Below are 13,368 nucleotides of genomic sequence, written 5' to 3'. Positions count from 1 at the left end.
TTTGCCTCCTTGCTTGTGGAATTCACGTGCCTAGTTTACGGTGCCCGAGCTCACGCCTTCTATGCCTCAAGCAGAAAGATTGCATACCCCATGGAGTGATGGTTGCGCTCTAACCATTTCGCGTTTGCCTCAAGTGTCGACAGTACTTGGGCTTTCTGGTACGCGCCTTTGGACGACAAATCGACCGGGTCAAGGTCCTGTTGTTCTGCGACCATCGCTTGATCAGGGACAACTCGACGCATCGTAAGAGTCTGTACTTTCTGAAAACCAGCACCTCCGTACAGGCGTTTCCATCCTGCGAGATCAGGAACCTGCCTCACGCCATAGGTACTCTGTACGTCTCGCCTCCACGCCTCCGTGACGGGCTCGAGTACGACCATTTCCACGTCGACCATCTGGCCACCAGGGCACAGTACCCTGTGACATTCCGAGAGCGAAACAGCGGGATCACAGAAGACATGGACCGATTCCGACACGATTACATCGAATTCGCCGTCCGGAAATGGCAGTGCCTCGACATTTGCCGTTATAAATTGGGCTGTTTGCCCCATCTCTTTTGCTCGGCGACGAGCTTTTTGAACCATGACGCTGCGAATATCTACACCTGTAATGCTGCAACCAAACTTCCGTTCCAGTTCAAGCAGCGTCCTGCCAGTTCCACACCCCACCTCAAGTACACGGCTCATCGGTTCAATGTTCAGCGCTTCCATCCAGATTCGCGTGCTTTGCATACCACCTGGATGTGCGCTACCCGCGCCGACCTCTGCCAGAACATCCTGATAGTCCATCCGCGCACCTCCCTTTTCTTCGTCATGGTATGCCAATTCCCGTGACGTGGCGCTCGACCAAGCGGGAATGCGTGCGGTAGAATCAAAACTGTCGTTCATGTCCGACACTGACCTCATGACTCGTGAAAGGATGTCGTCGCGTGGAACTTCAACTGCGGGGTGTGTACGTGCTTTCTGTGGAAGAGCCAGGGGACTATTTGTTTGTTCCTGCAGGGGTGGTTGTCGTTATGGAACGTGAACAATTTGTCGTACACTGCGCAAAGTCGAGTCACAATCTGTTTCGTCAAGCGATTCATAAGTTTTCGATAGAGGACCTGCTAAAGGGTGTGCGCTACAGAGACCACGGGTTTCGATTGGAGGACGTCACCGGGGATATGACGCGGCGAGGTTGGACTGAGTCCTCATCCATCCCGGATATCCTTCGCGCCCTGTATGACCAGAATCCCCGGCACTTGTTCTTTTTGAAACCAGTGTTGCAACCGTAACTCACTGAACCGACACGTCTCCTTCAGAGGATGCGCGTGACAGCGTCGCGAAGCACATTTGCCGCGATTGCGAAACCGATACCTTGTGAACTTTGACTGACGGCCGTGTTCATCCCTACGACTTCGCCGCGCAGGTTGATGAGCGGTCCGCCGCTGTTTCCGCGGTTGATTGCGGCGTCCGTCTGCAGCAGGTTTGGGTATTCGCGGTCGCCAATCTGCATCGGCCGGTCTTTGCTACTGATGATCCCGACAGTCACCGTGTGGTCGAGGCCTAGCGGCGAGCCAATCGCAACGACCCATTCGCCCACTCGCACACGGTCTGCCCGTGCAACCGCCAATTTTGCTTTAGGTACAGCAGCTTCAGCCCGTAAGACGGCAATGTCATGCACGTAGTCTGTGCCAACAATCCTGGCTTGAACTGGCCGTTTGCGGCCGTAGATACGCATCATTACTTGTGAAGCGCCGTGAACTACATGCTCATTCGTCAGGATGTAACCACGGTCGTCAAAGATGAAACCTGTGCCGATGTTTACGCTGCGCGCAGCTGGACTCCCCATGCGGTCCCAGGGCATAGAAAATGAAAATACGCGGCTGCCAGCTTGGTCTTGGACCACTTCAATGCCGACAACCGCCTTCTTATATCGTTCGACGAGATCGGCAAAATCAGGTAAACGCATCGTTCCAAGGCGACCCGTCTTGCGGTTGCGCTGGCCCGGAGTCGCGCGCTTTGCAGGTTGTGCCATATCGGGTTCACCTCGCCACTGTTGGGTCCGTTCAAGTGCTTAATCATATTCGTCAAACTAGACGAAAGTGAGGTGACACGAGCACAATCCACGTTTGCCCAGTACTTCGGCCTGCGTAGAAATTGAACGGCTGGGCGATACGCAAATAAGGCTGTCCGCGAGGCCAAGTCAGCCTCTTGGGACAGCCTTAAAACTGTATATGCGAAAAGGTCCGACGGGTAGGCTTACTTGTCTCCCGAGTCCGCGACTGCCGTCACAACGGCCCCGTACGTGCCGGGGAGAGGTGTCTTGTTCATAAATTCCATGCCTTGTCGCAACTTCATGTACAAACCTCGCGGGTCACGCGCGCCCACTACCGCGTTGTTGCGCATGGCAAACGGAACGTCCGTACATAAGCCGCAGTGATCGACGCAGTCGACGATGTCCATTTCTACGTCTGGAAATTCCTCGCGCAACAAGTCATACACACTTTGCGAATAGTGTTCGAGGTTTTTCTTGCACCACTTGATGCTCATCGATGATGATGCCATCTCCACCGGCCCCTTTCGTGCACACACAACCTCGATCGCTATTGTAGCGCACTTGAGACGCGGTGTCAGGTCACCTCTCGCGATAAGGGTGGCTGAGCGCGGTACCGAACACCGTAGTTGCCTCGTCTGGTTCTAAACACCTGCACCTTGACGGGGCCATCACCTCGTAAGAGGCGGTCATCTCGAACGCACATGGCCACGTACGCAGCGACTGATTTCGAGTCGTACAACTGCGCCTCGTACACCCAAGACATCGGTTGCCCCCCTTTGAAGCCGTAGTCTAACCGGATCGAGCTGATGACATGTGCTGTAGCGGTTGGATTAGATGGAATACGAGGTGCTACACTACTCAGGAGTGACTTTCGCGGGAGGTTGAAAGTGTGTACGTCGGGTGGGCACTGATCGAAGTCTGTGACGCGAACGCAGCGTGTACGACAGAACTGTTCAATTTGGAAGAGGAAATCCCTGGTTTGTCTGTGCTGGAAAACAGTTGCCTTTCAGAGTGTGATCTGTGCGCGCGTCAGCCTTACGTCATGCTTGACGGTGCGGTCGTCAGCGAACCGCACCTCACCGATTTACTGAACGTAGTTCGAGAGCGACTGTCCTCAGAGTTAGAGCAGGGTGGCTGATGCTTCCGCGGTGCCGCTCTCTTCGGTCACCATCTCTACGCGCATGCCAGCGTGCTTCTTAACGTTGAACACTCCGTGAGGAAACAGCAGATACTGGCCTTTGATGCCGACCAAACGACCTTCTAACACTGGTTCTTTATCCAAAGACAGCGACTTGAGGGCGACTTCGACATCGACTCGAGGGTAGACGAAAGTATGGATTTCTCTGTCAGGCATGACCTCTGCGAGTTCTTGGCGAGATGCGAGAAACTCCAAGGCCGTTCTGCGCGTCTGTGACAAAGTGTCGACAATTTCACTAGAAACATCTCGGACCGACAACATCTTTCGCCAGTTCGTTTTGTCGGGCATAATGGCCGTCAGCGTCATTTCCAACTCTCCGGCCTGTTTGCGGGTTGTTGTTTCGGCTAACAGGACTGCAGCACTCGCGCCTTGGTCGACCCATCGCCTAAACTCTCTCCCCTTGCGAGTCAGGCCTACTTTGACGTCGCTGCTAAACGCAAGATACACATAGTGTGGAATCATGCAATGTGATTGCCCAAAAGATTCGTCGCGACAGGTGCCTTTATGAAAGTGGCACTCATGCGGTTTCACGATACAAAGATCACACTCCGCCAGAGTCGTCACGCACGGGAAGCAGTAACCATTCTGATAGAGTTTCTTGACACTGCGCCCGCAGGCGATACACTTCTTCTCGCCTGTAAAACGCAGTTGTATTCCCGTTCCAATCAGGTCGTTAAGGGGCAACGTCCCTTCCTCAGTCACTATTTCATATTGAATCGGTGCATGCCAGCTATGATTTAGCTCACGCAAGTATCCAGTTAATTGCTCCGTCATCTGATCGTCCCCCTAGAACTTTGCCTTTTCAATCTAGCATGTCACGCCTGATTTGCAACACTACCGTCAAAAGGTATCGCTGTTCGCTGCTGCGGGTACACTCAAAACGCCAGCGTCACAAAGCAACAGGAGGTGGAAACAATCACTTACGCGGCCCTTGCTTTAGTCCCGGTATTGGTTTTGATGGCTTGGTTGTACACGAGAGATCGCATTCACCCAGAACCGAAGCGAGCAGTATTTCGCCTCTTCTTGCTTGGCGCAGGGATTGTTCTGCCGGCCGGTCTGCTTGAACGCGCAATGCTTGGCGGGCGAACCGAACTCGGGGCTGGATGGCAAGCTAGTATCCTCACTGCCTTCTTCATCGCAGGTTTGGTAGAGGAGTTTCTCAAAGCAGCCATTGTTGAACGCGGAGCCATTGCACGCGGACTAGTCGTGGAACCGCTGGACTGTCTCATTTATTCGGGTGCTACGGCGCTTGGTTTCGCAGCGGTGGAAAACGTGCTGTACGTCACTAGTTCCGGCTTCAACACAGCAGTGCTGAGGTCTGTAACAGCAGTTCCAGCGCACCTCATGTTTGGTATTATTATGGGACACTTCTTTGCGCGTTCCATCTGGAACTCAGGCAACCGCGCTCTGGCGTACATCGTGCCAGCAGGCGCACACGGAGTTTACGACAGTTTTGCCCTCTCATCCACGCTGTGGGCGGATGCATGTCTCGTCGTTTATCTTTTGGCCCTAGTGGAAGTGTGTCTGCACATCCTTGACCGTTATCGCCGTGCGACGCTTCATACAGTGCGTGTCTAGCGTGGATCGAACCCTTGCTGACCGAACGGCTTTGGCCCTTCTGGGATGCCGTCGAACACAAACAACCAACCCGGTGCAGCGCGATAGATAGTCATCTCGACATCGTCGTCCATCATCATCATGTGGAACAAGTTCATATCCGTTTTAAAATAAGGACTGAGGTGTTCATCATGAAGGCGCAGGTTCAATACCTTATGTCGTTCTCGAATGGGTACAGGTACACCTTCGACTGCAGCGACGTGATCCCACTGAAGTTCTGGTAGCCAGTCTGTCTTATGTACTTTGTGCCGGAGTGATTCGTACAGGTTCCGCGCTGCCTTGGCTTTCCGACTTTGCTCTGTAATGAGTCCATGATGTAGCATGACCAACCGCCCTTTCGTGCCTCCAGTATACACGAACGCCCCCTGTGGTAAACCAACCGGATTAGGGGGCGTTGCGTGAAAAAGGATATGGGAAAGTCTGAATAGATTATATCGAACCGGACCCGAGAATGAAATAGGTAAATCCTAGACTACGAGTGACATGTCGGCAGTTGCATGTGGCATTTCACGCTCTTTGCTGCTCATTCTGGCACTAGCGTTGGTCCTCACTGTCTTCTGCATTTTTCGGGCGAACGCTGTTATCGCTTGCGGGCTGCAGTGCTAGTACTTGTGATCGGATTGAAAGCAGTTGAGGCAACACCTGTTCTGCGCTGTTGTTGATGACCATCACTGTGGCGTCATTGTTACGAGCAACACTTGGCAAGAGTCGCACCGGGTGCATCTCGAGGTTCGTACCAATCACGAGTACGACATGTGCGCGACCTACCCAGTCAACAGCCCGCGCGAAATGCCGAACTTCTTCGCCCTCCAACGTGATCCCGGGATAAAGTACATGTCCGCAACCCGGACACTGTGGCACAGTGACTTGCCAGACCATTTTTGTGCTGTGCTTCGTGTCACACACGGGACACCGAAGTTCTCGCAGGTTTCCATGCAGTTCAATTAGGTGCTGCGTACCAGCGTCGCGGTGTAGCCCATCAATGTTTTGAGTGATCACCCAAACACCGTAATTTGCCAGAGCCAGATGGGCTTGATTCGGAGCAACGCTTCGCCACTGCAACTGCACCTTACGATAAGCGTCATAGTAACGCTCGGGGTTTTCTAGCAGAAGGTCTGCGCGAAAGAAGTCTCGAAGTGGCATGTTAGATATCGTTTCGTCGATAAGTGGTAAACCGCTCGCTGAACTAATTCCCGCTCCGGTCACGGCCACAATGAACTTGGATTTCGTAATTTTACTTTTCCATGCTTCCAACGGTAATTCCGTCACAAGTCACCCCATAGTACTTTTTTACCAAATTTGAACTGTGATATTTACATTTTTCTATAACGGACTTATATTGAACTGGCTACATATTCCTACTCTCCCATGAGGAGGCCATCCAGATGAACACAGCTTTCGGGGAACGCGTGAAGAGGATTCGGCAGGAAAGAAACTGGTCGCAGCAGGAGTTGTCACTTCGCTCTGGTATTTCCACGCCGCACATTTCGTCGATTGAGCGTGGAAAGCGCTTTCCGTCTCTAGATTACGCCCGCAAAATGGCAGACGCACTGGGCGTCGGATTGCTGGCTCTCTGTGATGAAAGTGTCGTGTTGCGGCCACCGAAAATGCGCACTTCTGCCGAAGAGTTGCCGGTGCACTTACAAAATTTCGTCCTCAATGAAGACGCTGAACTGTACCTCAATGCTGCCCATCGGATGAGTACCTTACCAAGGGAAGACGCAGACCTATTGTGCCTCGTTATTGACCTGCTGTCGCAAACACGCTTGCAGGCTTTTGAATAAACGGCGATTGATGTGGTCCGGTGTGTGTACTTGATACGTGCATCGGACCTCACTGTTGCGCGCTCCACATTGACGACCGTACTGTCGTAAAGCCAATGACTTCATTCGCGAACACTGCAAGTTCCTGGGTGTGGATCGTCGCATTGGAGGTGTGGATGACCGCATTTTGTAACCTTACGATTGGAGCTGTGTCGACAGGTTCGAGCTCGCCATCTTTGTCGGCAAACACCTGCCACAGGTCAGTACGAATATGCGCAGTGGCTGACGCGACGTCGACTTGCAGGTTTGCACTGTCTACACTTTGCTCGTAGGTGTCAGCAATGTCTGTTAACTCACCTTCAACAACCCCCGCGCCTGTGAACAACAGCACTCGTTCGGGCGCGATTCCAAGGGACTGCCTTTCGAGTAAAACGCGCAGTGATTCAATTGTCAGCCAACGCATCGAAACTCGATGCGCTAACTCCGATGGCAGTGTAGGCCAAGCCGTTTCGCCTTTTTCAGCCATAATCGTCCTTTCCCAGACAACCTCTCACCAGAGAATCTTTACCCCGTACCGTCCACGTCTTGTTTGGTACACCCCAATATACTTTGGGACGTGACGGTACAGCCAACCTTCGGCGTTCTCCAAGCGAGCGACCAGGCAGTCCGCTTGAAACTTGGTATCGACAAGTTTTCCATAGTATACCCATCCCACGCGGATTTCCCTCCTCCATGCAGACTAGCTTGGCGGATGTGATAGCGGCAGTGCGACCGTGAACCTGGTGCCGCGACTTAGTTCACTTTCAACGATCACGTCGCCATGGTGTTCAAGTACAATATGTCTTGTGATCGGCAGACCTAGCCCGATGCCTGCGTCCTTGCGTGTTCGCGCTTTGTCGGCTTTGTAGAAACGCTCCCAGATGTAGGGCAAATCCTCTTCTGGAATTCCGGTCCCGGTATCAGCCACACGGACGTTCGCGTAACGCTCGCTGTGACTCACATCGACCGTCACGGTTCCGCCATCTTGCGTATGCCTCAGAGCGTTGTCAATCAGGTTGGTGAAAACCTGCTCAAGACGGTCAGCGTCTCCTTGGACCACGACGGCTTCGTCTGGAACCTCCACCTTCAATCGGATCCCGCGGTCGTGCGCCAATGTATAGAATTTACGCGTTACCCAGCGTACTAATGCAGCTAAGTCAGTATCTGCAAAATTCATTTGGAACTGCCCGGACTCGAGTTGTGCCAAGTCGAGTAAGCTGTTGACTAGTCTGCGCATCCGCAGGGTTTCGTCGTGAATAATTGCGGTAAGTTCACGACGTTGTTCTGGGTCATCACCAAACTCGTCCAGCAAGGCCTCAGTATAACCTTGCATCATGCTAAGCGGAGTACGCAATTCGTGCGACACATTCGCAATGAAGTCTTTGCGCAATCGGTCTAGGCGACGTTCCTCAGTGATGTCCCGGAGCACAAAAACGATGCCTCGCAGGCTAGCCGTCTCCGTCTCGTAGAGCGGAGTCATGTGGATCATCATGTGCCGGCCTTGCCAGTTCGTTTCCCGCGTGACTGGAGTCGCTCGCGCGATAGCGAAGTCCTGTAACTTTGTCATGTCTTCAGGCAGTTTTGTCAGCTCTGCCACGCCTGTCTCAGCCAATATGAGCGAGGTAAGCCTTCTTACAGCCGGTGGGTTCGCTAACGTGATGTGTCCGTCGGCGTTTGTTGCAAGTACGCCGTCCTCCAGTGACGACAGGATACCGCTCAACTGGTCACGTTCCATGGAAAGTGTCTGAATGGTGTCAGCAAGGTCGCTGGTTAAGGTGTTGAAGGTACGGCCCAAGCGGCCAACTTCGTCATGCGTTACTACTTCGATGCGCCGTCCGAAATTTCCTCGTGCCATTTCTTCTGCGACTTCATTCATTTGCAGCAGTGGACGGGACAGATTTTTTGAAATGACAAAGGCTAAACCAGTCGCCAAGAGGATTCCTAAGCCCATCGCGAACAGAATAAGATTGCGCATCGTAACCAGCGGTTCTTGTAAGACGCTTGTCCGCTGCCCCACTTCGACGACGTTGTGTGAGCCCGACAAGGCATATACGGAAACCATCGGAGTTCCCCGCGTGGAGTGTTCCACAGTAACGGGTTGCCCGGTTTGGAACTCCTTTTGTTCGCTCGGTGACAAAGTGGCAATGATGGAGTGTACCGTAGCAATTGACTGTGGAGAGCTAGCAATTGCAATCGTCGCGGGTTCTACAGTGGCAAGCTCCTGTGCCACGCGTCGCGCGACTGCAAGACCAGAGGTTCGTTCCACTTGTTGAACCCGCACGGCGAGTTGCCGCAGGCTGGAGGTTTGACTCTGATAGATGTAATTCGAGAAGAATTGTTGGAGTAAGAACGTCAACACCAGTAGTACCAGGACAACCATAGCGACAATTGTCAGCCACAGTTTGGCCACAATACTACTCGAAACACGTCGGATGATCCTGTTTGTCACACGGGCACCTCGAACTTATACCCGACACCCCAGACCGTCACGATGTATCGGCTGACGTCATCGGAAGCTTGACCGAGCTTTTCACGCAGTCGCTTGATGTGCGTGTCGACAGTTCGCTGGTCTCCGTAGAACTGGTAATTCCAAACATCGCGCAGCAGTTCTTCACGGTTAAACACCTTATCTGGCCGCTGCGCCATATAGACGAGAAGGTCGAACTCCTTCGGAGTCAGACTCACCTCTTGGTCAAACACTTCGACACGCCGCGCGTCAATATGTACAGCTAAACCTGGAAACGTCAGCACTTGTTGGAGATCAGGGCGGTGAAACTCTGTCTCACCTGTACGCTTGAGTAACGCTTTGACGCGCATAACAAGTTCCCGCGGGCTAAATGGCTTTACCACGTAGTCGTCGGCGCCAAGTTCAAAGCCGTGAATTCTGTTGACCTCGTCTCCCGCGGCGGTGAGCATGATGATGGGAGTCTCCTGATGTTGCCGTACCTGAGCGCAGACGTCACGACCGTCGATGATGGGGAGCATGAGGTCGAGGATGATCAGTGCGTATGGCTGGTTGAGTGCCTTGTGTAAAGCCACTTCCCCGTCCTCAGCTTCATCAATCAGAAAGCCACTGCGCTCCAAATACATGCGTACTAGTCTGCGAATTCGTTCTTCATCATCCACAACTAGAATGCGCGGCTGTTGATCCATCTAAGTACCCCCTGCCGTAAACGACTGCTGTTGTCTATTATGCCTCTCTCGTGGCGGTGCAGCAACCGTCCGCGCATTCTGACTTACATCGCTACACGACTCATCTGCGTTTTCTGTTTCTGTCACTCACGTGCTCGCGCGTCACACGGCCTCGGCCTGGCACGGCATGAGTGCGATTGCGGTGTACGGAACCCACTGACTTCATCTGATAGTCACTCGCAACGGGATATGACGGTACCTGTAGCTCCACGCTCGTGTACAGCGCCTGCCACTCCTCCCTCGTCAGCAGTCTCCACTGCCCAGGCGCGAGGTTTCCCAGCTCAAGTGGACCAAATTGGACACGCTTCAACCGCTTAACCACCAGTCCTACACCTTCAAACATTCGGCGCACCTGACGATTACGCCCTTCATGAATGGTAATCTCGACGACTGACTCGCGTGGATGCGTTCGTAACATCCGCACCTCTGCGGGCTGCGTCACTCCGTCTTCCAAAGGTACCCCGGTCCTCAGTTGATCCAGAACTTGACGCTCAGGCATGTCCAATACGGTCACGCGGTACACCTTGTCAATCAGGTGGCTGGGGTGCAGAAGTCGATGTGTTAAACGGCCGTCATTGGACAGGAGCAGCAGACCGGTCGTGTCGTAGTCCAGTCTCCCTACTGGAAATACGCGTTCGCTGACACCCTCCATTAAATCAAGCACCGTCCGCCTGCCTTCCGGATCGGTTACAGTCGTGACAACGGAGGTCGGTTTGTGCAGCATATAGGCAACCAAGGTTTCAGCAGTGACGATTTCATCGTCTACCTCCACTCGGTCAGTAGCTGGGTTCACTTTTGTACCCAGAAGTGTACACACCTCTCCGTTGACCTTGACGCGCCCTTCAACGATTAGCTGTTCACAGGTTCGCCTTGATGCAACACCCGCTTGTGCCAGAACTTTTTGCAGTCGTACCGTGGTCCCCACTAAATCCGCAGAAGTCTTAGAATCACTGTGTTCTCGACGACGTGGCATAATATCCTCCCTGCCCCTCACACTCTCTTGGACATTATAGAGTGTCGGCAGATGCCCTGCAAAACAGAAAGCGGCCCGCGGGACACCCGCAGACCGCTTTTCCACGCAACTTCAGCTGACAGGTGGTGTACCGGGGGGAGTTGTCGCTCCCCCCTGTTTATCGCCGCGCAGCAGGTTCTGAATCTTCTCAACGACGACAGGGGCCATGTCAATTAGGCGGTCGTACAGCTGATTCTGGTTGTCAGTCGAAAGCATTCGCACCTGATTGCCCTGCACAATTAAAAAACCGATCGGGTTAATTGAGACACCGCCACCCGAGCCACCACCAAAGGGGTTTTCACTGTTATCTGTGCTTGAATTCTGGTCACTCAGATGGAACTCGCTTCCACCGGCAGCAAAGCCAAACCCGACGCGTGAGACGGGAAGAATTACGGTTCCATCCGGCGTCTCCACTGGGTCGCCGATAATCGTGTTGACGTCGACCATTTCACGGATGTTGGTCATCGCCGTGTGCATGAGTCCTTGAATCGGGTGCTCCATGCAAATACCTCCTCCTCCACAGTCGGATCATCCGAAAACCTGCACCGATAGCGTAACCCGCTCGTACCCGGAGTATGCAGTCAATTGACGTGTCAAACCGGGCGTGTTGGAAGTCCGGTTGAACGGACAATTGAGGTGCGCTGTCAAACACCAAGATGTGACTCGCCGCCCCCACAAGTGTACTTGTGGCGACCCACGCAGCGCCGCAGGTCATGCCGCAACTCACGGCGTCGCCTGTACCAACCAGCGTTGTCCACTCTAATTTTTGCATATGTACACGCCGCAACAGCCTGCGAAAAACAGGGCTAAGCTGAGTGAACAAACGCTGCCACTCGGGCAGGTCGCGCAGAAACCTCTTCACGTGCGCCAAAGTAAGGCTGTGTTTTGCTCGTTCGCCAGACGCAGTGTTCCCTTTCTGGTGGACTACGCGGAGGGCAGGGCCGTTCTTTCCGATGCCCGTGTCAACCGCGAACAACCGGCGCTTGATGTGGACAATGCCATACAACCAGCGGACGTCAAGTTGGCCGCTGTCGTCCTCTGCGCTGCGCTTATATCTCAGTTGCACCGACACAGGCACATAGTAAAGCAAGCCCACCAATGCGACGACGAGCAACAAGACGATAAAAAGTATCATAGTCGCCCACCTTTAAAACCTGAACAAGTTCAGTGTTCCCTGTCAGGGGTGGTTCATGCGACTAGTCTCGGGCGAGCGTGTCGCCAAGTTGAAACAAGGCCAGGTCCTGGAGGGGTTCCGGTTCATCCGGAAGTGGGGGGAGTTCCGACAGGTTGCGAAGGCCAAAGGTGTGCAGAAAATAGTCTGTTGTGCCGTACAGGATAGGTCTGCCAGGAGACTCTTGACGTCCTACTTCGACAATCATGCGACGATGCACCAACGTAGCGACGGCGCGATCGGACTGTACACCGCGGACGGACTCAATATCAGCGCGCGAGATGGGTTGGCGGTACGCCACAATGGCTAGCACCTCTAACGCGGCTTGACTTAACCCACTTATAGTAGGCGATGTTGCCATCCGTTCCAGGTAGACAGCGTGTTCGGGCCGTGTAGTCAGTTTCCAATGACCAGCTAGTTCGACGAGTTGCAACCCGCTGGGTTGTTTGTCGTATCGGTCAGACAATTCTTGGCACAGACTAAGCACCTGTCCTCTGTCTAGTTGCAAAATTTCTATCAATTCATCGGTTCGAAGTCCATCAGATCCGGCCGCGAACAAAATGGATTCCAGTGCGCCTGCGATTGGCAAGAGTGTCATGACGCGAGTTCCCCCAACGCGACAAGGATTTCACCAAATGGACTGTGCTGTTGGCACAGGACTTGACGGTTCTTCATAAGTTCAAGCAGTGCCAGGAAGCCAGAGACGAGTTGTGGTCTGGTGCGAGCGAAATTCAACAACTGTTCAAAAGAGCACTCACGCCATACGCGCAGTCGCTCTAACATGACGGTCATGCTTTCTTCGACACTGACAATCCGTCCAGAAATGCGGGCTTCCACTTTTTCCTTTGGCATCCTCATCCACAAACGCCGATAGGCGTCGACTAAGTCCCACATGGACACACCAGTAACCGGCGGCGGTTCAGTCGGAGTGAACGCAGTGAGATCGAGTGCTTCGCGCGTATACACCAGACTTTGCTCCTGCTGTCTCTGCTTCAATTCTTCGGCTGCCCACTTACATCGCTGGTACTCAAGCAACTGTTCGACAAGCAGTGCACGAGGGTCTTCGGGTTCTTCCCCATCCGCTTCGACGACCGGTCGCGGGAGCAGCATACGGCTCTTAATCGCAAGGAGCGTGGCGGCAAGAACAACAAACTCACTGGCGATTTCTAGCGAGAGAGCTTCCATCGTGTGAAGGTAAGCCAAGTACTGATCGGTAACCGTCGCGATTGGGATATCGTGAATGCTGACTTCCTGCTTGCGGATCAGATGGAGAAGCAAATCCAGCGGTCCAGAGAACTTGTCCAACACAACTTCGTAGGTAAGTAATGTCGCTTCCAAA

Annotated in this window: 20 protein-coding genes; 4 read left to right on the top strand and 16 right to left on the bottom strand. The window is 53.4% G+C overall.

All coding sequences use genetic code 11. The annotated features are described in order from the left end of the window. Positions 1 to 59 precede the first annotated feature (59 nt). Positions 60 to 788: a class I SAM-dependent methyltransferase gene (locus JC200_RS23115; RefSeq protein ID WP_274434079.1), complete on the bottom strand. Its 729-nt coding sequence runs from the start codon at positions 786 to 788 to the stop codon at positions 60 to 62. A gap of 140 nt (positions 789 to 928) precedes the next feature. On the opposite strand from JC200_RS23115, the gene JC200_RS23110 reads away from it, so the two are divergent. Beyond that, a complete protein-coding gene (locus tag JC200_RS23110; RefSeq protein WP_274434078.1) occupies positions 929 to 1,273 on the top strand; it encodes a hypothetical protein in 345 nt (114 codons plus the stop codon). A gap of 23 nt (positions 1,274 to 1,296) precedes the next feature. Here JC200_RS23110 and JC200_RS23105 read toward each other — a convergent pair whose 3' ends face one another. The 3 genes from JC200_RS23105 to JC200_RS23095 all read right to left on the bottom strand — a co-directional run bounded on the left by JC200_RS23105 (position 1,297) and on the right by JC200_RS23095 (position 2,800). Then, positions 1,297 to 2,016 carry a S1C family serine protease gene (locus JC200_RS23105; RefSeq protein ID WP_274434077.1) on the bottom strand — a complete coding sequence of 240 codons (720 nt, stop codon included), beginning with the start codon at positions 2,014 to 2,016 and terminating at the stop codon, positions 1,297 to 1,299. Between the two features lie 224 nt (positions 2,017 to 2,240). After that, on the bottom strand, positions 2,241 to 2,546 hold the full coding sequence (locus JC200_RS23100; protein WP_274434076.1) for a YuzB family protein: 306 nt from the start codon (positions 2,544 to 2,546) through the stop codon (positions 2,241 to 2,243). A 65-nt stretch (positions 2,547 to 2,611) separates the two neighbouring features. Further along, on the bottom strand, positions 2,612 to 2,800 hold the full coding sequence (locus JC200_RS23095; RefSeq protein ID WP_274434075.1) for a hypothetical protein: 189 nt from the start codon (positions 2,798 to 2,800) through the stop codon (positions 2,612 to 2,614). A gap of 126 nt (positions 2,801 to 2,926) precedes the next feature. On the opposite strand from JC200_RS23095, the gene JC200_RS23090 reads away from it, so the two are divergent. Next, positions 2,927 to 3,175, top strand: coding sequence for a DUF1450 domain-containing protein (locus JC200_RS23090; protein ID WP_274434074.1), 249 nt, complete (start codon positions 2,927 to 2,929; stop codon positions 3,173 to 3,175). On the opposite strand, the gene JC200_RS23085 is transcribed toward JC200_RS23090, so the two are convergent. Further along, the gene (locus JC200_RS23085) at positions 3,158 to 4,009 is read right to left on the bottom strand and encodes a DUF2797 domain-containing protein (RefSeq protein WP_274434073.1); all 852 of its coding nucleotides are present in this window, start codon (positions 4,007 to 4,009) and stop codon (positions 3,158 to 3,160) included. The two genes, JC200_RS23090 and JC200_RS23085, sit on opposite strands and share 18 nt — an antisense overlap. 132 nt (positions 4,010 to 4,141) lie before the next feature. Here JC200_RS23085 and JC200_RS23080 point away from each other — a divergent pair, with 132 nt between their 5' ends. Then, entirely contained in the window at positions 4,142 to 4,813 is a 672-nt protein-coding gene (locus JC200_RS23080) for a PrsW family intramembrane metalloprotease (protein ID WP_274434072.1), read from the top strand. Here the strand turns inward: JC200_RS23080 and JC200_RS23075 are convergent. Both JC200_RS23075 and JC200_RS23070 read right to left on the bottom strand, forming a co-directional pair. Further along, on the bottom strand, positions 4,810 to 5,208 hold the full coding sequence (locus JC200_RS23075) for a hypothetical protein (RefSeq protein ID WP_274434071.1): 399 nt from the start codon (positions 5,206 to 5,208) through the stop codon (positions 4,810 to 4,812). The two genes, JC200_RS23080 and JC200_RS23075, sit on opposite strands and share 4 nt — an antisense overlap. Positions 5,209 to 5,386: 178 nt before the next feature. Beyond that, positions 5,387 to 6,121 carry an SIR2 family NAD-dependent protein deacylase gene (locus JC200_RS23070; protein WP_274434070.1) on the bottom strand — a complete coding sequence of 245 codons (735 nt, stop codon included), beginning with the start codon at positions 6,119 to 6,121 and terminating at the stop codon, positions 5,387 to 5,389. An 83-nt stretch (positions 6,122 to 6,204) separates the two neighbouring features. Between JC200_RS23070 and JC200_RS23065 the strand changes: the two genes are divergently transcribed. After that, complete coding sequence (locus JC200_RS23065) at positions 6,205 to 6,636, top strand: helix-turn-helix transcriptional regulator (RefSeq protein ID WP_274436643.1); 432 nt, start codon at positions 6,205 to 6,207, stop codon at positions 6,634 to 6,636. Positions 6,637 to 6,685: 49 nt separating this feature from the next. On the opposite strand, the gene JC200_RS23060 is transcribed toward JC200_RS23065, so the two are convergent. The 9 genes from JC200_RS23060 to JC200_RS23020 form a co-directional block, all read right to left on the bottom strand. Next, a complete protein-coding gene (locus JC200_RS23060; RefSeq protein ID WP_274434069.1) occupies positions 6,686 to 7,141 on the bottom strand; it encodes a hypothetical protein in 456 nt (151 codons plus the stop codon). 24 nt (positions 7,142 to 7,165) lie between these two features. Then, positions 7,166 to 7,330, bottom strand: coding sequence for a hypothetical protein (locus tag JC200_RS23055; RefSeq protein WP_274434068.1), 165 nt, complete (start codon positions 7,328 to 7,330; stop codon positions 7,166 to 7,168). Positions 7,331 to 7,354: 24 nt separating this feature from the next. Then, positions 7,355 to 9,103 carry a sensor histidine kinase gene (locus JC200_RS23050; RefSeq protein WP_274434067.1) on the bottom strand — a complete coding sequence of 583 codons (1,749 nt, stop codon included), beginning with the start codon at positions 9,101 to 9,103 and terminating at the stop codon, positions 7,355 to 7,357. Then, positions 9,100 to 9,807, bottom strand: coding sequence for a response regulator transcription factor (locus JC200_RS23045; RefSeq protein ID WP_274434066.1), 708 nt, complete (start codon positions 9,805 to 9,807; stop codon positions 9,100 to 9,102). The genes JC200_RS23050 and JC200_RS23045 overlap by 4 nt, the downstream gene beginning before the upstream one ends. Before the next feature lie 100 nt (positions 9,808 to 9,907). Further along, positions 9,908 to 10,819 carry a pseudouridine synthase gene (locus JC200_RS23040; RefSeq protein WP_274434065.1) on the bottom strand — a complete coding sequence of 304 codons (912 nt, stop codon included), beginning with the start codon at positions 10,817 to 10,819 and terminating at the stop codon, positions 9,908 to 9,910. Positions 10,820 to 10,930: 111 nt separating this feature from the next. Continuing rightward, entirely contained in the window at positions 10,931 to 11,359 is a 429-nt protein-coding gene (gene ytfJ / locus JC200_RS23035) for a GerW family sporulation protein (protein WP_274434064.1), read from the bottom strand. After that, positions 11,307 to 11,993: a DUF2953 domain-containing protein gene (locus tag JC200_RS23030; RefSeq protein ID WP_274434063.1), complete on the bottom strand. Its 687-nt coding sequence runs from the start codon at positions 11,991 to 11,993 to the stop codon at positions 11,307 to 11,309. The genes ytfJ and JC200_RS23030 overlap by 53 nt, the downstream gene beginning before the upstream one ends. A 61-nt stretch (positions 11,994 to 12,054) precedes the next feature. Further along, a complete protein-coding gene (scpB, locus tag JC200_RS23025; RefSeq protein ID WP_274434062.1) occupies positions 12,055 to 12,627 on the bottom strand; it encodes an SMC-Scp complex subunit ScpB in 573 nt (190 codons plus the stop codon). Next, a complete protein-coding gene (locus JC200_RS23020; protein WP_274434061.1) occupies positions 12,624 to 13,367 on the bottom strand; it encodes a segregation and condensation protein A in 744 nt (247 codons plus the stop codon). Before JC200_RS23020 ends, scpB begins: the two co-directional genes overlap by 4 nt. Position 13,368: the final 1 nt, after the last annotated feature.

It is taken from the genome of Alicyclobacillus sp. ALC3 (genome assembly GCF_028751195.1).
Taxonomy (GTDB): Bacteria; Bacillota; Bacilli; order Alicyclobacillales; family Alicyclobacillaceae; genus Alicyclobacillus_L.
Note: the sequence above shows the minus strand (reverse complement) of the source record. Positions and strands in the feature narration are given on the sequence as shown.